The 19,495-nt window shown below is 72.2% G+C and carries 14 protein-coding genes; 7 read left to right on the top strand and 7 right to left on the bottom strand.

The window, feature by feature from the left end; genetic code table 11:
* Positions 1-20 precede the first annotated feature (20 nt).
* Positions 21-203 (bottom strand): methionine/alanine import family NSS transporter small subunit, encoded by a 183-nt coding sequence (locus tag ACWHYA_RS16065; protein ID WP_425940610.1) that lies wholly within the window; start codon positions 201-203, stop codon positions 21-23.
* Positions 200-1,750 carry a sodium-dependent transporter gene (locus tag ACWHYA_RS16060; RefSeq protein WP_425940612.1) on the bottom strand — a complete coding sequence of 517 codons (1,551 nt, stop codon included), beginning with the start codon at positions 1,748-1,750 and terminating at the stop codon, positions 200-202. The genes ACWHYA_RS16065 and ACWHYA_RS16060 overlap by 4 nt, the downstream gene beginning before the upstream one ends.
* Before the next feature lie 160 nt (positions 1,751-1,910).
* Here ACWHYA_RS16060 and aroQ point away from each other — a divergent pair, with 160 nt between their 5' ends.
* The 4 genes from aroQ to ACWHYA_RS16040 all read left to right on the top strand — a co-directional run bounded on the left by aroQ (position 1,911) and on the right by ACWHYA_RS16040 (position 5,315).
* A complete protein-coding gene (gene aroQ, locus ACWHYA_RS16055) occupies positions 1,911-2,357 on the top strand; it encodes a type II 3-dehydroquinate dehydratase (protein ID WP_425940614.1) in 447 nt (148 codons plus the stop codon).
* A 75-nt stretch (positions 2,358-2,432) separates the two neighbouring features.
* Positions 2,433-3,314 carry a DUF429 domain-containing protein gene (locus tag ACWHYA_RS16050; protein ID WP_425940616.1) on the top strand — a complete coding sequence of 294 codons (882 nt, stop codon included), beginning with the start codon at positions 2,433-2,435 and terminating at the stop codon, positions 3,312-3,314.
* 99 nt (positions 3,315-3,413) lie between these two features.
* Positions 3,414-4,874 carry an aldehyde dehydrogenase family protein gene (locus ACWHYA_RS16045; protein WP_425941021.1) on the top strand — a complete coding sequence of 487 codons (1,461 nt, stop codon included), beginning with the start codon at positions 3,414-3,416 and terminating at the stop codon, positions 4,872-4,874.
* 39 nt (positions 4,875-4,913) lie between these two features.
* Positions 4,914-5,315, top strand: coding sequence for a hypothetical protein (locus tag ACWHYA_RS16040; RefSeq protein WP_425940618.1), 402 nt, complete (start codon positions 4,914-4,916; stop codon positions 5,313-5,315).
* Between the two features lie 33 nt (positions 5,316-5,348).
* Here the strand turns inward: ACWHYA_RS16040 and ACWHYA_RS16035 are convergent, their stop codons facing one another.
* Together ACWHYA_RS16035 and ACWHYA_RS16030 are read right to left on the bottom strand one after the other, a co-directional pair.
* Entirely contained in the window at positions 5,349-6,113 is a 765-nt protein-coding gene (locus tag ACWHYA_RS16035) for a helical backbone metal receptor (protein WP_425940620.1), read from the bottom strand.
* Positions 6,110-7,603: a UTP--glucose-1-phosphate uridylyltransferase gene (locus ACWHYA_RS16030; RefSeq protein WP_425940622.1), complete on the bottom strand. Its 1,494-nt coding sequence runs from the start codon at positions 7,601-7,603 to the stop codon at positions 6,110-6,112. The genes ACWHYA_RS16035 and ACWHYA_RS16030 overlap by 4 nt, the downstream gene beginning before the upstream one ends.
* Positions 7,604-7,647: 44 nt before the next feature.
* On the opposite strand from ACWHYA_RS16030, the gene ACWHYA_RS16025 reads away from it, so the two are divergent.
* A complete protein-coding gene (locus ACWHYA_RS16025; RefSeq protein WP_425940624.1) occupies positions 7,648-9,084 on the top strand; it encodes a GH1 family beta-glucosidase in 1,437 nt (478 codons plus the stop codon).
* Here ACWHYA_RS16025 and ACWHYA_RS16020 read toward each other — a convergent pair.
* From ACWHYA_RS16020 to ACWHYA_RS16010, 3 genes are all read right to left on the bottom strand, one after another.
* The gene (locus ACWHYA_RS16020) at positions 9,074-10,021 is read right to left on the bottom strand and encodes a carbohydrate ABC transporter permease (RefSeq protein WP_425940625.1); all 948 of its coding nucleotides are present in this window, start codon (positions 10,019-10,021) and stop codon (positions 9,074-9,076) included. The genes ACWHYA_RS16025 and ACWHYA_RS16020 overlap by 11 nt on opposite strands.
* Positions 10,018-10,998 carry a carbohydrate ABC transporter permease gene (locus ACWHYA_RS16015; protein ID WP_425940627.1) on the bottom strand — a complete coding sequence of 327 codons (981 nt, stop codon included), beginning with the start codon at positions 10,996-10,998 and terminating at the stop codon, positions 10,018-10,020. Before ACWHYA_RS16015 ends, ACWHYA_RS16020 begins: the two co-directional genes overlap by 4 nt.
* Positions 10,999-11,082: 84 nt before the next feature.
* Entirely contained in the window at positions 11,083-12,468 is a 1,386-nt protein-coding gene (locus tag ACWHYA_RS16010) for an ABC transporter substrate-binding protein (RefSeq protein ID WP_448095609.1), read from the bottom strand.
* Positions 12,469-12,800: 332 nt separating this feature from the next.
* On the opposite strand from ACWHYA_RS16010, the gene icmF reads away from it, so the two are divergent.
* Both icmF and ACWHYA_RS16000 read left to right on the top strand, forming a co-directional pair.
* The gene (gene icmF / locus ACWHYA_RS16005) at positions 12,801-16,013 is read left to right on the top strand and encodes a fused isobutyryl-CoA mutase/GTPase IcmF (RefSeq protein WP_425941023.1); all 3,213 of its coding nucleotides are present in this window, start codon (positions 12,801-12,803) and stop codon (positions 16,011-16,013) included.
* Between the two features lie 66 nt (positions 16,014-16,079).
* Positions 16,080-19,466 carry a DEAD/DEAH box helicase gene (locus ACWHYA_RS16000; RefSeq protein WP_425940630.1) on the top strand — a complete coding sequence of 1,129 codons (3,387 nt, stop codon included), beginning with the start codon at positions 16,080-16,082 and terminating at the stop codon, positions 19,464-19,466.
* The last annotated feature ends 29 nt before the right edge of the window (positions 19,467-19,495 follow it).

The following is a 19,495-nucleotide window of genomic DNA, read 5'->3' as shown; positions in this document are numbered from 1 at the left end:
CCGGGCCGGCGCGGCTGGGCTCAGGTGTCGCGGAAGGGGTGCGGTTCGTGCTCGCGCCGCTCGTCGTCGATCACCAGGTCGGGGTCCTCGTGCAGCCCGTCGGTCACCTCGGGACGGCTGCGCAGGAACAGGATGCTCGCCGTCAGCCCTCCCCAGACCACGGCCATGGCCACGAGCATCATGACGATCGCGGACGTGGTCATCGCTTCTCCTCCTCCAGCTCGGGCCAGGCACGGAAGTCCGGATCGTCCCGGCCCTTCCAGGGTAGGGCCGTCAGCACCACGGAGGCCAGGATGACGAGGGCGAGCATGCCCCAGCCGAAGAGGCCGACGTACCAGCCGGGCAGGCCCTCGTAGCCCTCGGTGACCAGGGTGACCAGCTTCTGCACCAGCATCACGACCAGGAAGGCGGGCACGAGGAGGCCGAGCAGGAAGATCCAGATGCGTCCCACCTTGAAGGTGGACACGGCGTTGAGGTGCCGGCGCAGCACCTCTCCGCGGCGGAACACCCAGACCACGACCACCGTCATGACGATGGCCGACAGGACGATGCCCACGTTGTTGGCGAACTGGTCGACGGTGTCCAGGGCCAGCAGGCCCGAGGTGGTCGAGAACAGGCCGATCGAGATGATCGCCGAGACGACGGCGACCGCGAGCGCGGCAGTGCGCCGGCCCAGCCCGAACTTCTCCTGCACCGAGGCGGCCACGCCGAGCAGGATGGAGATCAGCGAGGTGAACCCGGCCAGCACCAGGGCGGCGAAGAAGACGACGCCGAAGACGTTGCCTCCGGGCATCTCGGAGATGACCGCCGGGAAGGTGACGAAGGACAGGATCGGCCCGGTGAGCCCCTCGAGGTCGCCGACCGCCACCTGCTGCTGGTGGGCGAAGAAGCCCAGGGTGGCGAAGACGCCGATGCCGGCGAGGATCTCGAAGGAGGAGTTGGCGAAGGCCACCACCAGGCCCGAGCTGGTCATGTTCGCCTTGCGCCGCTGGAAGGAGGCGTAGGTGACCATGATGCCGAAGGCGATGGAGAGCGAGAAGAAGATCTGCGCGTAGGCGGCGATCCACACGTTGAGGTCGAGCAGGGCCGACCAGTTCGGGGTGAACAGCGCGTTGAGGCCGTCGACGGCACCGGGGAGGGTCAGGGCCCGGATCACCAGGCCGAGGAAGGCGACCACGAGCAGCGGGATGAAGATGACGTTGACCCGCTGCACGCCGCGGCTGACGCCCAGGGCCAGCACGACGAGGATCGCCGCCCAGACGAGCACGAGGGGGATCGCCACGGAGGAGACGATCGTCGTGGAGATCTCCGGGTCGCCCACCTGCAGGTACTCGCCCGTGAAGAAGCCCAGCGTGTCGTCGCCCCAGCTCAGGTCGAAGGCGTAGACGAAGTAGCTCAACGACCACGCCACGACGGCGGCGTAGTAGACGGCGATGACGAAGGACAGGCTGATCTGGAACCAGCCCAGCGTCTCGGCCGGTCGCGCCATCCGCCGGTAGGACAGCGGGGCCGCCGCGCGGTAGCGGTGGCCGATCGCGTAGTCCAGGAAGAGGATGGGGATGCCGGCCGTCAGCAGCGCCAGCAGGTAGGGGATGAGGAAGGCCCCACCCCCGCTCTCGTAGGCGACCCCGGGGAATCGCCAGATGTTGCCCAGTCCGACGGCCGATCCGATGGCCGCGAGGATGAACCCGGTGTTGTGGGTCCAGGTGTCGCGGTCCTCGGCGACCGGGGCGGTGTTGGTGCCGGCCACGGGCGGACCTCCTTCTGCGGGATGGAGCGGTATGGGGCGTGCGCGGCTGCCGCGGCGGTGCGCGGCGTCCGGGGGCGGCCCGGATGGTTCGCAACCTAGTGCAGAACGGGGCGGTTGGGTAGCGTCCACGCGCACGCGCCCCGTGTGCCACGCTGGTCCCATGACCCGCCGGATCCTCGTGCTGAACGGCCCCAACCTCAACCTGCTCGGCACCCGCGAGCCGGAGATCTACGGCTCGACCACGCTGGCGGACGTGGAGCGCCTCTGCGCGCAGGAGGCCCGGCGGCACGGCCTGGAGGTCACCTGCGTCCAGTCCAACCACGAGGGCGGCCTCGTGGACGCCCTGCACGAGGCGGGCGCCGCCGGCGACGTCGTCGGGGTGGTGCTCAACGCCGCGGCCTACACGCACACCTCGGTCGCCGTGCTCGACGCCGTCAAGGCCGTCCGGCTGCCCGTCGTCGAGGTGCACCTGAGCAACCCGCACGCGCGTGAGCCGTTCCGGCACCACTCCTTCCTCTCCCCGGTCGCCGAGGCGGTCGTGGCGGGGGCCGGCGCCGACGGCTACCGGTGGGCGGTCGAGCTGCTCGCCACCCGGCACGGCGGCTGACGGCTCCTCCTCGTCGCAGACCCGCCCCGGACGCCCGCCGAGAGGGCTGTCGTGCCCGCCACCTATCGTGTCCCCATGGGTCTGACGGAGTGGTGGAACAGGCTGACCGGCAAGGGTGCGAAGAAGCCCGGGGTCGAGGGACGGGGGTCCCGGGGTGCGGGCGGGGGGTCGCGCCCTCGCCGCACGACCGCGCCGGAGGCGGCGCGGGGGAGGAGGGCCACGGGCGGCACGATGCCCCACGGACGCCCCGGGAAGCGGCCGTCCGCCCCCGACCCCGCCCGGCCCGTGCTCGGGCTGGACGTCGCCCGCGGCGGGTGGGTCGGAGCCCTGCTGGAGGCCTCCGGCCACGGGACCCCGATGCTGCTCACCGGCGCCACCGCCGCCGAGGTGGTGCAGAAGGCGGGGGAGGTGGCCGTCGTGGCCGTCGACATCCCCGTCGGACTGCCCGACGACGCCCGTCGCGAGGCCGACGTCCAGACGAGGGCCTTCCTGCCGGGCAAGGCGTCCTCGGTCTTCACCACGCCCGTGCGCGAGGCCGTCTACGCCGAGTCCTACGGGCAGGCCAACGCCGTCAACCGCGAGCGCGTGGGCTCGGGGGTCTCGCAGCAGGCCTTCGAGCTGCGCCGCCGGATCAAGGAGGTCGACGCCTGGGTGCGCGAGGACCTGCCGTTCCTCGTCGCCGAGTGCCACCCGGAGGCGTCCTTCGCGATGATGGCGGGCACCCCGCTGACCTCGAAGAAGAGGTCGGCCGAGGGGGCGGCCGAACGCCGCGACACACTGGCGAGGCAGGGCATCTACGTGCCGACGACCGCGCCCACCGGGGTGGGCACCGACGACATGCTGGACGCCTGCGCCGCGGCCTGGACCGCCCACCGGGTCAAGACCGGCCAGGCCCGCACCTTCCCGGAGGCGCCCCAGACCTTCTCCGACGGCATCCCGGCCGCCATCCACGTCTGACCCGCCACCCCGCAGGAGCCCCTCATGACCAGCACCACCAGCACCACCAGCACCGCCAACACCTCGAGCACGACCGGCCCGGACCAGCCCTACCCCACGATGGACGACACGACCCCCCGCGAGTACGGCATGCTGATCGGCGGGGAGTGGGTGGCGGCCGCGGCGGGCGAGACGATCGACGTCATCACGCCGATCGACCGCACGAAGGTGGTGGCCCGCGTGCCCCGCGGACGGGCCGAGGACGCGGACCGGGCGGTGCGCGCCGCGCGCACGGCATACCCGGGGTGGGCGGAGCTGCCGTTCGTGGAGCGCCAGCGGGCGCTGCTGCGCATCGCCGACGACCTGGAGGAGCTCGTCGAGAACCTCGCCCGGCTGACGGCGCTGGACACCGGCAACGCGATCCGGACCCAGGCCCGGCCCGAGGCGGCGCTGCTCGTCACCGCCTTCCGCTACTTCGCCGGGCTGGCGGGCGAGGTCAAGGGCGTCACGCTGCCGACGGGTCCCGGGACGCTGTCCTACAGCAGGCGGCTCCCGCTGGGCGTCGTCGCCGCGATCCTGCCGTGGAACTCCCCGCTGATGATCGCCGCGTTCAAGCTGCCTGCGGCCCTGGTCACCGGCAACACCGTCGTGCTCAAGGCCGCCGAGGACGCCCCCACGACGATCCTGGAGCTGGCCGCGGTCTGCCAGCGGCACCTGCCGCCGGGCGTGGTCAACGTCGTCACCGGCTACGGCCCGGAGGTCGGCGAGGCCCTGGTCGCGCACGAGGGGGTGGACAAGGTGTCCTTCACGGGGTCGACGGTCACCGGCTCCGGCGTCGCGGCCCGGGCGGGGCAGCGGCTGGCGCACGTCTCCCTCGAGCTCGGCGGGAAGTCGCCGTGCATCGTCTTCCCCGACTCCGACACCGACGAGGTCGTCGAGCAGGTGCTGCTGGCCACCCGCTTCGCCCGGCAGGGCCAGAGCTGCACGTCCGGCTCCCGGCTCTTCCTGCACGAGGACGTGCACGACAGCTTCCTGGAGAAGCTCGTCGACCGGGTCTCCCGGCTGACGGTCGGCGACCCCCGCGAGGAGTCCACCGACATCGGGTGCATCATCAACCAGCGGCAGTGGGACCGGGTCCAGGGCTACGTCGAGGACGGGCTGAGCACCGAGGGCGTCGAGGTCGCCTTCGACGGCCGCCCGGACCTCACGGTGGGGGAGCCGGGGTTCTACCACGCGCCGATGATCCTGTCCCAGGTGTCCAACGACTGGCGGATCGCCCGCGAGGAGATCTTCGGCCCGGTGCTCTCGGTCCTGCGCTGGCGCGACGAGGACGAGGTCGTGCAGATGGCCAACGACTCCCACTACGGCCTGGCGGCCTTCGTCTTCGCCCGGGACGTCTCCGCGGCCCTGCGGACCGCGCACCGGATCGAGTCCGGGTGGGTGCAGGTCAACCAGGGCGGCGGCCAGCAGGTCGGCCAGTCCTACGGCGGGATGAAGTCCAGCGGTCACGGGCGCGAGTTCTCCCTGGAGGGGCTGCTGGAGGGCTTCACCCAGATCCAGCAGGTCAACGTCCGGCTCTGACGTCCGTTGACGCGTCCCGCATCTGGGATACTCGCAGGTATGACGTCCGACACCACCCTGTCCCTGCTGAAGATCACCGCCGTCCTGACCGCCCTCCTGGGGGTGCTGCAGGCCGTCCTTGGGTTCCTGATCGTCGGGGGCACCTGGATCGGGGCCCACGGCATGATCGGCAACGCCACGGTCGTCGTCGCCCTCGTCACCGCCGTGGTGGCCTTCCTGTGGATGCGGGCCTCGGACAACAAGGGCCTGTTTCTGCACGCGGTCGGCGTCCTGGTGCTCGCCGTCGCCCAGGTCGCCCTCGGGGAGATGGGCCTGCGCACGGCGCACATCGTCGTCGGCGTCCTCTTCTTCCTCGCCGCCGTGCCGCTGGCCACCCTCGCGCTGCGCAAGCCGGGCATGCGGCTGGAGCCGGTCGACCCGGCCCGGCTGCAGGGCCACTGAGCCGGGCGGGAAGACCCGCGGGAGCCGACCCGCTCAGACCTCGATCCCGGCCAGGTGGTCCCACGCCTCCACCATGGCCGGGCCGTACCAGGTGAGCAGCCGCCCGCTGACCAGCCGGGTGGGGGTCCGCGCGAACGCCTCCGGCCCGTCGTCGGCGGTGAAGACGTAGGGCTCGTCGGGCAGCAGGACCAGGTCCGCCCCGGCGCCGTCGACCTCCTCCACCGTCATCGAGGGGTAGCGCTCGGGATGGTCGGCGAAGACGTTCACCAGGCCGGCCCGGCCCAGCAGGTCGCCGGTGAACGTCGCCGAGCCGACGACCATCCAGGGGTCGCGCCAGATGGGCACGGCCACCCGCGCCCGCGGTGACGGTGCCTGGCTCGCGCCCCACCGCCGACGGGCCTCCTGCAGCCACGCCGGGTCGCCCCACCCCAGGATGTCGCGGAACAGCCGGGTCAGGACGTCCAGGGCCTGGTCGACCGACTCCACCACCCCGACCCAGACCGGCACCCCGGCCGCCCGCAGGCGGCGCACGTCGAGCTCGCGGTTCTCCTCCTGGACGGCCAGGACGAGCTCGGGGGCGAGCGCCGCCACGGCCCCCCGGTCGGGGTTCTTCGTCCCGCGCACCCGATCCACGGCGAGGTCGGCCGGACGGGTGCACCAGTCGGTGGCCCCCACCAGGGTGTCCCGCCGGGTGGCCGCGACCGCCTCGGTCAGCGACGGCACGAGCGAGACGACCCTAGTCACCGGACCCTCCGGCAGCACCACCTCGCCGCCCAGGTCGTCGACGACCGTCCTCACGGCGCCTCCTCCGGCCCCGTACCACCCGGCCCCGTACCACCCGGCCCCGTACCGCCCGGCCCTGGACCAGCCGACCCCTCCAGCACCGTGCCGTCCGGCACCCGCCGCGCCCCACCCCGGTCGTCCAGCCGGACGCGTCCGCGCACGACGACCTGCGCGCCGAACGTCCAGTCGCCCCGGACCTGCAGCGACACCGCCTCCCGCAGCGAGGGGGCACCGTCGGGGAACCGGGCGTCCAGGTCGTGCACGAAGCGGTAGTGCTCCGGGTCCAGGCTCACGACCGGGAGCGGGTCCACACCCGCCAGCAGCCGGTAGCCCGTGCCCGCCCCCACCTCGTACACGTCCGACCGGAGCAGGAGCAGCTCGTCGGTGCCCTTGACGGGCACGAACCGGTCGCGGCCCACCCCGACCGCGACCGCGTCGTCGAACAGCGCGACCGCTCCGCCCATGGCGCTCTCCACCTGCACGACCGGCGTGGACGTCGGATCCGTGGGGTCGACGGTCTTGGTGTTGCGGATGAGCGGGAGCGGCAGCGCCCCGTCGTGGGTCAGGAGCAGCTCGCGCAGCCGCGGCAGGTCCAGCCACAGGCTGTTCGTGTGCACCCACGGGTGCCGCTCGCCGTCGGTGGCGTGACCCATGTCCTCGCTCGCCGTCTGCGCGGTGTCGCGCAGGAGCAGCCGGCCGTCGGCCCGCCGGCGCACGAGGTGCCCGCCCTTGCGGTCCATCGCGGTGCGGGGGCACACCTCGGCGGCGTACCCCGCCCCGCTCGCCGCGAACCAGGCCGCCAGGCGGGGGTCGGGCACCGCACCCAGGTTGTCCACGTTGGAGACGAACAGGTGCCGGTAGCCGCGCTCCAGCAGCGCGTCCAGCACGCCCGAGGCCATCAGGGTGGGGTAGAGGTCCCCGTGCCCCGGCGGGCACCACTCCAGCCGCGGGTCGGCCGGGTGGTCGACGGGGGCGAGGTCCTCGACGCGCAGCTTGGGCTCGCGGCTCTGCAGGACGTCGGGGGGCAGGTCGTCCACGACCAGGTCGGGGTATGCCGCGAGCCGCTCCAGGGAGGCGTCGCGGGTGGCGAAGCTGTCCATGAGCAGCAGCGGCAGCCGCGCCCCTGAGGCCTCCCGCAGGGCGAGCACCTGGCGGACGGTGAGGTCCAGGAAGGTCAGCCCGTCGTGCACGGGCAGCAGCGACTTGGGACCGGACAGCCCCATCGAGGTCCCCAGCCCCCCGTTGAGCACGACGACGGCCGTCGCGTCCAGCGCCGCGCGCGCGGAGCCGGGCTCCTCGGGCAGGTCGTCCAGGTGCACCTGCGGCGCGACGGGCTCCACGTCGGCCTCGCGGATCAGCCCCGACGCCCCGCCGGCCAGGGCCGCGTGCTGCCGCTCGAAGGCCCGGACCGCCGGCTCGGCGACCCCCACGGCCCTCATCCGGGCCACCGCGGCCTCGCGCCCCGGACGGAAGGGGTCCTGCTGCTCCTGCGTCGTCACTGCCACGGGCCCCAGCCTGCCACGCGGGCCCGTGCGACAGGATGGGGCGCATGAACGCACAGGTGCAGTTTCCCGACGGCTTCCTCTGGGGCGCGGCGACGGCCGCCTACCAGATCGAGGGCGCAGCCACCGAGGACGGCCGGGCCGACTCGATCTGGGACGTCTACGCGCGCCAGCCCGGTGCCGTGCTGCAGGGCCAGGACGGCTCGGTGGCCTGCGACCACTACCACCGCTACGAGGAGGACGTGGACCTCCTGCGGGACCTGTCGCTGGGCACCTACCGCTTCTCCACCTCCTGGGCACGGGTGGTGCCGGACGGGACCACGGTCAACCGCGCCGGGCTGGACTTCTACTCACGCCTGGTCGACACCCTGCTGGACCGGGGGATCACCCCGTGGCTGACGCTCTACCACTGGGACCTGCCGCAGGCCCTGGAGGAGCGGGGCGGCTGGCCCGCGCGCGAGACGGCCGACCGCTTCGTCGACTACGCCCTCGCCGTGCACGACGCCCTGGGCGACCGGGTCCGCAGCTGGGCCACCCTCAACGAGCCGTGGTGCTCGGCCTTCCACGGCTATGCCGCCGCCCACCACGCGCCGGGGTATGCCGACCCCGTCGCCTCCCTGCGGGCGGCGCACCACCTGCTGCTCGCCCACGGCCGGGCGGTGCAGGCGCTGCGCGAGCGCGACCCCGACGCCAGCCTGGGCCTGACGCTGAACTTCACCGACACCGTGCCCCTCGACCCGGACCGGGAGGGGGACCGGGACGCGGCCCGCCGCGTCGACGGGACGGCCAACCGCTTCTTCGTCGAGGCGGTGACCCGCGGGGCCTACCCCGCGGACGTCCTGGCGGACCTGGGCGAGCTATGGCCTCAGGACCTCGTGCGGGAGGGCGACCTGGAGATCATCTCCTCCCCGATCGACGTGCTCGGCGTCAACTACTACGCCACCCAGGCGGTGACCGGATGCGAGCCCGAGCGGGCCGCCGAGGCGGCCCGCCAGGCCCGGGCCTTCGACGACCCCTCGCCCGACGTGGGGTCCGAGCACGTGCGCGCGGTGCGCCGCGGCATACCCGTCTCGGACATGGGGTGGGAGATCTCCGCGGACGCGCTGCGCGACCTGCTGCTGCGCCTGCAGCGCGACTACACCGGTCCGCGGGGGATCCCGATGGTCATCACCGAGAACGGGATGGCCTGCGACGACCTGCCCGATGCCGACGGGTTCGTCGACGACCAGGAGCGGATCGCCTACCTGGACGCGCACGTGCGCGCGGCCCACGAGGCGATCGAGCAGGGGGCCGACCTGCGCGGCTACCTGGTGTGGTCGCTGATGGACAACTTCGAGTGGGCCTTCGGCTACGCCAAGCGGTTCGGCATCGTGCGGGTCGACTACGACACCCAGCGGCGCACGCCGAAGGCGAGCGCGCGCTGGTGGGCGCGGCTCGCCTCGACGGGCGTGGTGCCGGAGGACGGGGCCCGGCCTACCCCTTGACGCCGCCCGCGAGCAGGCCGCGCACGAAGTAGCGCTGCAGCAGCAGGAAGACCGTCACCGGGACGACCATCGCCACGAAGGCGCCGGAGGAGAGCAGGTGCCAGGCGGTCCCGCGCGTGCCGGTCAGGTCGGCCAGGCGCACCGTCAGCGGGGAGATGTCCGGGCCGGAGCCGAACACCAGGCCGACGAGCAGGTCGTTCCAGACCCAGAGGAACTGGAAGATGCCGAAGGCCGCGATCGCCGGGACGAGCAGGGGCAGGAGCACCATGAAGAAGATCTTCACGTGCCCGGCACCGTCGACCCGGGCCGCCTCGATGAGCGTGCGCGGGATGTCCATCATGAAGTTGTGCAGCAGGAAGATCGCCAGGGGCAGCGCGAAGATCGTGTGCGACATCCACACCGGCCAGAACGACCCCACCAGGCCCCAGTTGTTGTACTGCGTCAGCAGCGGGATGAGGGTGACCTGGATGGGCACGATCTGCAGGGCGAACACGGCCACGAACAGGGTGTTGCGCCCCTTGAACTCCATCCACGCGAACGCGTAGGCCGCCAGCAGGGCCAGGGTGATCGGGATGACGACCGAGGGCAGGGTGATGACGACGGTGTTGATGAACGCCGAGGCGAAGTCGGTGCTCCCGCCGGTGAACACCTCCACGTAGTTCTCCGTGGTCACCTCCGGGTCCCCGAAAAAGGTCCACCACCCGCTGGTGCGGATGTCCGCCGGGGGACGCCACGAGGTGACGAAGAGCCCGAACGTGGGCACCGTCCACAGCAGCGCGATGACGATCGCCACGACCGAGGCCCAGGGGGAGGAGAGGCGGTTCTTGGCGTCGATCGCCCGCTTCTCCGCCCGGGTGAGCTTGCGGGGACGGACCGGCTCGGACCGGCCGTCCTCGTCCAGGTCCTTGACGGGGGCCACGGGGGCGTTGCTGGTCATCGCTGCTCCTCGGAAAGCTTCATCTGGCGCACGTTGTAGACCACCAGCGGAATCACCATGACGAACAGCAGCACGGCGAGGGTGGCGCCGACGCCGCGCTGGGCGGTCCGGAAGGTCTGGATGTAGAACTCGTTGGCCACGATCGAGGTGCCGAAGTTGCCGCCGGTCATCGAGTAGACGATGTCGAAGACCTTCAGGGTCGCCATGGCCACGGTCGTGAGGACCACCACCACCGCCGGCCGGATCGAGGGCACCGTGACCGACCGGAACATCCGGAAGCTGCTGGCGCCGTCGAGCTTGGCCGCCTCGATGATGTCGTCGGGGATGGCCTTGATGGCCGCCGAGAGCACGGTCATCGCGAAGCCCGCCTGGATCCAGACCATGACGGCGATGAGGAAGAAGGTGTTCCACGGCCAGTTCAGCAGGAACTGCTGGGTGTCCAGGCCCAGCCAGACGAGGAACTGGTTGGCCAGCCCCGTCTGGGGGCGGCTGGCCGGCTTGAAGTCGTAGACGAACTTCCAGATGATGCTCGCCCCGACCATCGAGATGGCCATCGGCAGGAAGACGAGGGTCTTGGCGATCTTCTCGAACCGGGTGCGGTCCACGAGCACCGCGTAGATCAGCCCGATCGCGGTGGAGAGCGTGGGCACCAGCAGGACCCAGAGGAGGGTGTTGAGCAGGACCCGTCTCATCGAGGGGTTGGTGAAGACCTCGAGGTAGTTGTCGAGACCGACCCACTCCTGCAGGTTGGGGCTCTTGAACGAGCTGAGCACCGTGTTGATGGCCGGGTAGACCAGGCCGAAGGCCAGCAGCAGCACGGCCGGACCGACGAACACGAGCGTGGTGGCCCAGCGGGGCATCTTGGGCAGCTCGGCGACGAACAGCACGAGCGCCATCACGCCGACGAAGAGCAGAATGGCCACGACCATCACGACGAGCTTCTGGGTGGAGGTGTCGGCTCCGAGGAGGTAGTCCATGGGGTTCCTTCCGTGGGGCACCCGCTGACGGGTGACGGGTGGGGGATCACCCCCACCCGTCACCCGGTCACGGCCGCCGGTTCATCACTCGGCGGGCCAGGAGCTCTCGATGGCCGTGAGCGCCTCCTGCGTGTCCTTGCCGCTGGCGATCCAGGCGGTCATCTCCGACCAGAAGGTGCCTGCACCGACCGCGGCCGGCATGAGGTCGGAGGCGTCGAAGCGGAAGACCGCCTCCTCGTCGGTGAGCAGCTCGTAGGCGAGCTGGTCGATCGCCGACTCCAGGTTGGCCGGGTCGAGCTCGGAGTTGGCCGACACCCAGCCGGGGCCGGTGACCCTGGCCTTCTCGTTCGACCACTCGGGGCTGGTCAGGTAGGCCTGCAGCGCCGCGACCTCGGGCCGGTCGGCCAGCGCGACGGTGAACTCGCCCGCGCCCAGGACGGGGCGGTCCTCGGCGCTCTGCCCGGGCAGGAAGAAGGCGAACACGTCGCCGTCCTCGGCCACGGTGGTGCCCTCGGGCCAGTTGGCCTGGTAGAAGGACGCCTGGCGGTGCAGGAAGCAGGAGCCGTCGAGGATGGGCAGCCCCGCCTCGCCGAACGGCGTGGTCGCGATCGACTGGACCTCGCCCAGACCGCCGTTGACGTAGTCCGGGTTGCGCAGGATCTCACCGACGGCGTCCACGGCCTCCACGACCTGCGGGTCGTCGAAGGGGATCTCGTGGTTCACCCACTGGTCGTAGACGTCGGGGCCCGCCGTGCGCAGCATGACGTCCTCGACCCAGTCGGTGGCCGGCCAGCCGGTCGCGCCACCGGACTCGATCCCGGCGCACCACGGCTTGGAGTCCGGGTGGTCGCTGGCGATCTGGTCGCTCAGGGCCAGAAGGTCGTCCCAGGTCTCGGGGATCTCGTAGCCGTTCTCCTCGAACGCCGCCGGGGAGTACCAGACGAAGGACTTGGCGTTCGCGCCCAGCGGCGCGCCGTAGAGGGTGTCGTCGACGCTGCCGTAGCCGCGCCAGGCCTCGTTGTAGTAGTTGTCGACGTTCTCCTGCGCCAGCTCCCCGACCTCGGTGATCTGGTCCGGGAAGTCCGCCGCCATGCGCTCGATCAGGCCGGGCTGGGGGACGTAGGCGATGTCGGGGGCGTTGCCGGACTCCAGCCGGACGAGCAGCTGGGCCTCGAACTCGCGGGAGCCCTCGTACTCCACGGTCGCTCCGGTGCACTCCTCGAACGGGATGTAGGAGTCGATGTGCGGCTGGTCCTCGGGGGAGATGATCGAGGTGTAGACGGAGACGGACAGACCCTCCAGGTCGCCGTACTGCTCGAAGGCGGAGCAGTCGGTGTCGCCGCCGGCGGCCGTCGAGCCGTCGTCGCCCGCGTCGCCGCCGTCGTCACCTCCGCAGGCGGCCAGGGTCACGGTGGCCAGGCTCGCCGCCAGGGCGAGGCTCATCCGGCGGTGCATACGGGTGGTGCGCATCGTTGCAGCTCTCTTTCTCTCGGGCGTCCGAACCGGACTCCCTGGCCACTATGGCACCGTGCTCGCCGCCCCGGGGAGGGACCCCGGGTCACATCCTCGTAACGATCGCCGCTGCTCAGCGGGTCACGGAGGCCTGTCCTGGAGCCGGACCGGTTGACCCGAACGTCAACCTCGGTGCCGGCGTCCCCTACCATCGGCAGGGGAGACCCGCACTCGACGAGGAGAAGGCCGTGAGCACCGACACCGACGTCCGGACGAGCGACGCGCAGGCGAAGGATCAGCAGGAGGCCACCCCGCAGCAGGGTGCCGCCCCGGCGGCCCCGGAGCGGCACGTGCCGACCAACCCGGTCCGCATCGTCACGGCCGCCAGCCTGTTCGACGGCCACGACGCCTCGATCAACATCATGCGGCGGATCATGCAGACCCAGGGGGCCGAGGTGGTCCACCTGGGCCACAACCGGTCCGTCCAGGAGGTCGTCGACGCGGTCCTGGACGAGGACGCCAACGGGGTGGCGGTCTCCTCCTACCAGGGCGGCCACGTGGAGTACTTCGAGTACCTCGTCGAGAGCCTGCGCGAGGCCGGGGCCGGGCACGTGCGCGTCGTCGGAGGCGGCGGCGGGGTCATCGTCCACGAGGAGATCGAGAGGCTGCGGGGTTCGGGGGTGACCATCTTCTCCCCGGAGGACGGTCAGCGCCTCGGCCTGCCGGGGATGATCAACCAGGTCGTCGCCGACTGCGACTACGACCTGTGGGACGTCGGCGCCGCCGACGTGGACGCGGTGCTGGCCGGGGAGCGGACCGCCGTGGCGCGGGCGATCACCGGCGCCGAGACCGGACGGTTGCCGGAGGCGGACCGGAGCAGGTATGCCGAGGCCGCCGCGGCCAGGACCGTGCCGGTCCTGGGGATCACCGGCACGGGCGGCTCGGGCAAGTCCTCGCTCACCGACGAGCTGGTCCGCCGGATCCGGGTCGACCAGGGCGACCGGCTGAGGGTGGCGGTGCTGGCGATCGACCCCACCCGGCGCAAGGGCGGCGGGGCGCTGCTGGGCGACCGGATCCGGATGAACTCCTTGGACGGGGACATGGTCATGTTCAGGTCGATGGCCACCCGCGGGGACCGCGAGGTGCCGGACGCCGTCCCGGCGGCGATCGACATCCTCAAGGCCGCCGGGTTCGACCTGGTGGTCGTGGAGACCCCCGGCATCGGGCAGGGCGACGCGGGGATCGTGCCGTTCGTGGACACCTCGCTCTACGTCATGACGCCGGAGTTCGGCGCCGCCTCCCAGCTGGAGAAGATCGACATGCTCGACTTCGCCGACGTGGTCGCGATCAACAAGTTCGAGCGGCGCGGCGCGATGGACGCGATGCGGGACGTGGGCCGCCAGCTGGTCCGCAACCGGGAGGCGTTCGGCGAGCGGCCCGAGGACATGCCGGTCTTCGGCACCTCGGCGGCCACCTTCAACGATGACGGCGTCACCGCCCTCTACCAGCACCTGCTCGAGCTCCTCGGCGGGCACGGGCTCCAGGTGTCCGAGGGCACGCTGCCGCGGGTCGACGTGCGGCACTCCAGCACGATCCGGCAGGTGGTCCCGCCGACCCGGGTGCGCTACCTGTCCGAGATCACCGAGACCGTGCGCGGCTACCACGCGGACACCGAGCGCTGGGCCGACGCGGCCTCCCGGGTCCAGCGCCTGGAGGCGGTCGACGACGAGCTGGCCGCGCTGGGCCGGACCGACCACGGCGTGGACGAGCTGCTCGAGCAGGCCCGCCAGGACCTGCCCGAGGAGGTGCACCAGCTGCAGCAGGCCTGGCCGGGGATCGTGACGGCATACTCCGGGGACGAGCACACGGTGCGCGTGCGCGACCGGGACATCACCACCAAGCTTACCCGGGAGTCCCTCTCCGGCACCAGGGTGCCGCGGGTGGCCCTGCCGGCCTTCCGCGACGCCGGCGACATGCTGCGCTTCTGGCGGCGGGAGAACCTGCCCGGTGCCTTCCCCTACACCGCCGGGGTCTTCTCCTTCAAGCGGGACAACGAGGACCCGGCCCGGATGTTCGCCGGCGAGGGCGACCCGTTCCGCACCAACCGGCGCTTCAAGCTGCTCTCCGAGGGGCTGCCGGCGACCCGGCTGTCCACCGCGTTCGACTCGGTCACCCTCTACGGGCGCGACCCGGGCGAGCGGCCCGACATCTACGGCAAGGTCGGCACGTCCGGGGTCTCGATCGCCACGCTGGACGACATGAAGGTCCTGTACGACGGCTTCGACCTGCTCTCGCCGACGACCTCGGTGTCGATGACGATCAACGGCCCGGCACCCACCGTGCTGGCCTTCTTCCTCAACACCGCGATCGACCAGCAGCTGGACGCCTTCCGCGAGCGGGAGGGCCGCGAGCCCTCCGGCGCCGAGGCCGAGGAGCTGCGGGCGCACGCCCTGGCCACCGTGCGCGGCACCGTGCAGGCGGACATCCTCAAGGAGGACCAGGGGCAGAACACCTGCCTGTTCACCACCGAGTTCTCGCTGCGGATGATGGCCGACATTCAGGAGTGGTTCATCGAGAACGGGGTGCGCAACTTCTACTCGGTGTCGATCTCCGGCTACCACATCGCCGAGGCCGGGGCGAACCCCATCAGCCAGCTGGCGTTCACCCTCGCCAACGGGTTCACCTACGTGGAGTCCTACCTGGCCCGCGGGATGGACGTCAACGACTTCGCGCCCAACCTGTCCTTCTTCTTCTCCAACGGGATGGACCCGGAGTACTCGGTCATCGGCCGCGTCGCCCGCAGGATCTGGGCGGTGGCGATGCGGGAGAAGTACGGCGCCAACGAGCGCAGCCAGAAGCTGAAGTACCACGTGCAGACCTCCGGGCGCTCGCTGCACGCCCAGGAGATGGACTTCAACGACATCCGCACCACGCTGCAGGCGCTCATCGCCATCTACGACAACGCCAACAGCCTGCACACCAACGCCTACGACGAGGCGATCACCACACCGTCGACCGAGTCGGTGCGCCGGGCCCTGGCGATCCAGCTGATCATCAACAAGGAGTGGGGCCTGGCGATGAACGAGAACCCCCAGCAGGGGTCGTTCATCATCGACCAGCTGACCGACCTGGTGGAGGAGGCCGTGCTGGCCGAGTTCGACCGGATCTCCGAGCGCGGCGGCGTGCTCGGGGCGATGGAGACCGGCTACCAGCGCGGCAGGATCCAGGACGAGTCGATGCTCTACGAGCACCGCAAGCACGACGGGTCGCTGCCCATCGTGGGGGTCAACACCTTCCGCCGGCCGGAGTCGGAGCGGGAGGAGGTCGAGGTCGAGCTGGCCCGGGCCACCGAGCAGGAGAAGCAGTCCCAGCTGCGGCGGGTCACCGAGTTCCAGCAGGCTCACGCCGACGAGGCGCAGGAGGCGCTGGGCCGGCTCAAGGAGGCGGCGCTGGCCGGGGACAACGTCTTCGCCGTGCTCATGGACGCCGCCCGCGTCTGCACGCTGCAGCAGGTCACCGAGGCGTTCTTCGAGGTGGGCGGGCAGTACCGCCGCAACGTCTGAGCGGGGCGGCCACGGGCCTGTGGACGCGCGGCCGGGACTGTCGGCGCGAGCGCCTACGGTGACGGGGTGGCCACCGACCTGACCTCCGCGCGCTGGGTGCTCGAGCTGAGCAGGGAGACCCTCGTGCGCGACGTCGGGGTGGTCACCCTCTCGCGCGCCGAGGGGTATGCCGCCAGCGACCAGGTGCGCACCCTCGCCGCCGGGCGGCGCGGCCAGCTGGTCGCCACCGTCAACGGGTCGGGCCGCGGTCTCTACCAGACGGTCGTGGAGCCGGACCGGGGGACCGCCGACACCGGGTGGTTCGGCCGCTGCTCCTGCCCCGTGGCGGTCGACTGCAAGCACGCCGTGGCCGTGATGCTCGTCGCGGCCCGCCGGCTGCGGGAGCTGGGGGCCGACACCTCGCGGCAGGACTGGGAGCACGCGCTGGCGGCCGTCGTCCGGGCGCCCTCGCCGGGCGCGGGCGGTCCCCACGGCGACGGGGAGCAGGAACCCACCCACCGGCTCGGGCTGGAGCTGGGCCTGCCCGACGGCCCGGACGCCTGGGACCAGCGGGCGCGGGTCGTGGTCCGCCCGGTCCGGCGCAGCCTGCGCGGCGGCGGTCGCTGGGCCCGCAGCGGCGTCACCTGGCGGGACCTGTCCAGCCCGTGGGCCAGCCCCGGGGTCGACCCGGTCCACCGCGCGGCGGTCAGCCAGCTGCACACGGCCGCGCAGAGCCTGTCCTACCGGCACTTCTCGGCCACCGAGCTCTCCCTGGGCGACATGGGGGCCCTGGCCTGGCCGGTGCTGCAGCGGTGCCGCGACGTCGGGGTCGAGCTCGTGGCCGGGACCGGCCTGACCGCCGTCGAGCTGGGCAGGGGCACGGTCGACGTGGTGCTCGACCTCGCCCGCGCCGAGGACGGGCACCTGTCGCTGGCTCCCCGGCTGGTGCACGACGACGGGCCCGTCGACGACGAGGGCCGGGACGGACGCGACGGGCACGACGGTGCGGGGCGGCTGCTCGTCCTGGGCCGGCCCGCGCACGGCGTGGTCCGCGTCGACCGGGAGGGCCGGCTGCAGCTGTGGCCGGTGCGCACGAGCATCCCCGAGCCGCTCGTGCCGCTGGTGGAGCGGGACACCCCGGTGCAGGTGCCGGTCGAGGACGTCGAGCGTTTCCGCACGCTCTACTACCCGCACCTGGCCCGGGCGGTCCCGGTCCGCTCCGGCGACGGCTCCGCGGAGGACCTCGAGCCGGCCCGGCCGGTCCTGCTGCTCGACCTCACGCCAGGGCCCGAGCACGCGCTGGATCTGGCCTGGAGCTTCCTCTACCGCGGGCGGGACACCAGCACCTCCGGGGGCCCTGAGGATCCCGAGGCGGGGACCGGCGGGGGCGTGGTCGTCCCCCTCCGGCGCTCGCACGAGGATGGCCCCCGCGACATCAGGACCGAGGACCGCCTCCTCGCCGAGGTCGGGGAGCTGCTGGCGGCGATGCCTGCCCTCGTCGACCCGTGGGTCGTCCCCCCTCGGCCCGAGCCGCGCACGCTCTCCGGTCGCGACACCGCGCTCTTCGTCAGCGTGGTCCTGCCGGCGCTGCAGGACCACGACGAGGTGCTCGTGCGGCTGCACGGGGAGCTGCCGGGATACGCCGAGGCCCAGGACGCCCCGGTGGTCACCTTCGGCACCAGCGAGGTCGGCAGCGACGACGACGGACCCCAGGACTGGTTCGACCTGCACGTGACGGTGACGGTCGACGGTGAACCCGTGCCGTTCGAGGAGCTGTTCGCAGCCCTCGTCCGGGGAGACGCCGTCATGATGCTGCCCTCGGGCACGTGGTTCGCCCTGGACACCCCGGAGCTGCAGCGTCTGCGCCGCCTCATCGAGGAGGCCCGCGCGCTGACCGACGTCGAGCGTCCGGACGCGGTCCGGCTGACGCGCTACCAGGCGGGGCTGTGGGAGGAGCTGGTCGAGCTGGGCGTCGTGGGGGAGCAGGCGCAGCGGTGGAGCGACTCTGTGGACGCCCTGCGCCGGCTCGGCGACGCCGACCGCGGCACCGCTCAGGTGCCGCAGGCGCTGGACGCGACGCTGCGGGACTACCAGCTGCAGGGCTTCCGGTGGCTGAGCATCCTGTGGGACGCGCGCCTCGGCGGGATCCTGGCCGACGACATGGGGCTGGGCAAGACCGTGCAGGTCCTCGCGACGGTCCTGCGGGGGGAGGAGCGCGGTGACCTCGCGGAGGGGCCGGTCCTCGTCGTGGCCCCCACCAGCGTGGTGGCCACCTGGGAGTCCGAGGCCCGCCGGTTCGCCCCCGGCCTGCGCACCGCCGCGGTCACCGCGACCCGCAGACGGCGGGGGGCCGCGCTGGCGGAGGCCGTGGGGTCGGCCGACCTTGTCATCACCTCCTACACCCTGCTGCGGCTGGAGGCGGCCGAGTACCGCGCGCTGCCGTGGAGCGGCGTGGTCCTCGACGAGGCGCAGTTCGTCAAGAACCACCGGTCGGTGACCTACCGCGCGGTGCGCGAGCTGGGCAGCCCCCGCACGTTCGTCCTGACGGGGACACCCCTTGAGAACACGGTCATGGACCTCTGGTCGATGACCTCCCTGGCCGCGCCGGGGCTCTTCGGCGGGCCCGAGTCGTTCACCGAGCACTTCCGCCGGCCCATCGAGCAGGAGCGGTCGGCCTCGGCGCTGGACCGGCTCCGGCGCCGGGTGCGTCCGTTCCTGCTGCGCCGCACCAAGGGTGAGGTGGCCACCGAGCTGCCCGAGCGCGTCGAGCAGGTGCTGCCCGTCCCGCTGCACCCGAGCCACCAGAAGGTCTACGACCGCCACCTGCAGCGCGAGCGTCAACGGGTGCTGGGACTGCTCCAGGACCTCGACCGCAACCGGATGGCCGTCTTCCGCGCGCTGACGATGCTGCGCCAGCTCGCCCTGGACCCCGGGCTCGTCGACGAGGAGCACGTCGGGCTGGCGACCTCGGCGAAGATCTCGGTGCTCGTGGACCAGGTGCGCGAGCTGGCGGCCGAGGGGCACCGGGCGCTGGTGTTCTCCAGTTTCACCGGCTACCTGGGGCTGGTCCGGGAAGCGTTGACATCGGCCGGCATCAGCTGCTCCTACCTGGACGGCCGCACCCGTGACCGGCCCGCCCGGATCGCGGCGTTCCGCGAGGGCCAGGACCCGGTGTTCCTCATCAGCCTGAAGGCGGGGGGCTTCGGCCTCACCCTGACCGAGGCGGACTACGTCTTCGTGCTGGACCCGTGGTGGAACCCGGCCGCCGAGGCGCAAGCGGTGGACCGGGCGCACCGGATCGGCCAGACCCGCCCGGTCAACGTCTACCGGCTCGTCTCCACCGGCACGATCGAGGAGAAGGTCGTGGCTCTGCAGGAGCGCAAGCGCGACCTGTTCCGCACCGTCGTCGACGCCGGGGAGTTCCGCTCCGGGACGATCACGGCCGAGGACATCCGGGGCCTGCTGGACGGATAGGAGCACAGGTGGTGGCGGCACGGCGGCGC

Source organism: Ornithinimicrobium carbonis (genome assembly GCF_977012275.1).
This window is presented reverse-complemented; position numbering and strand designations above follow the sequence as displayed.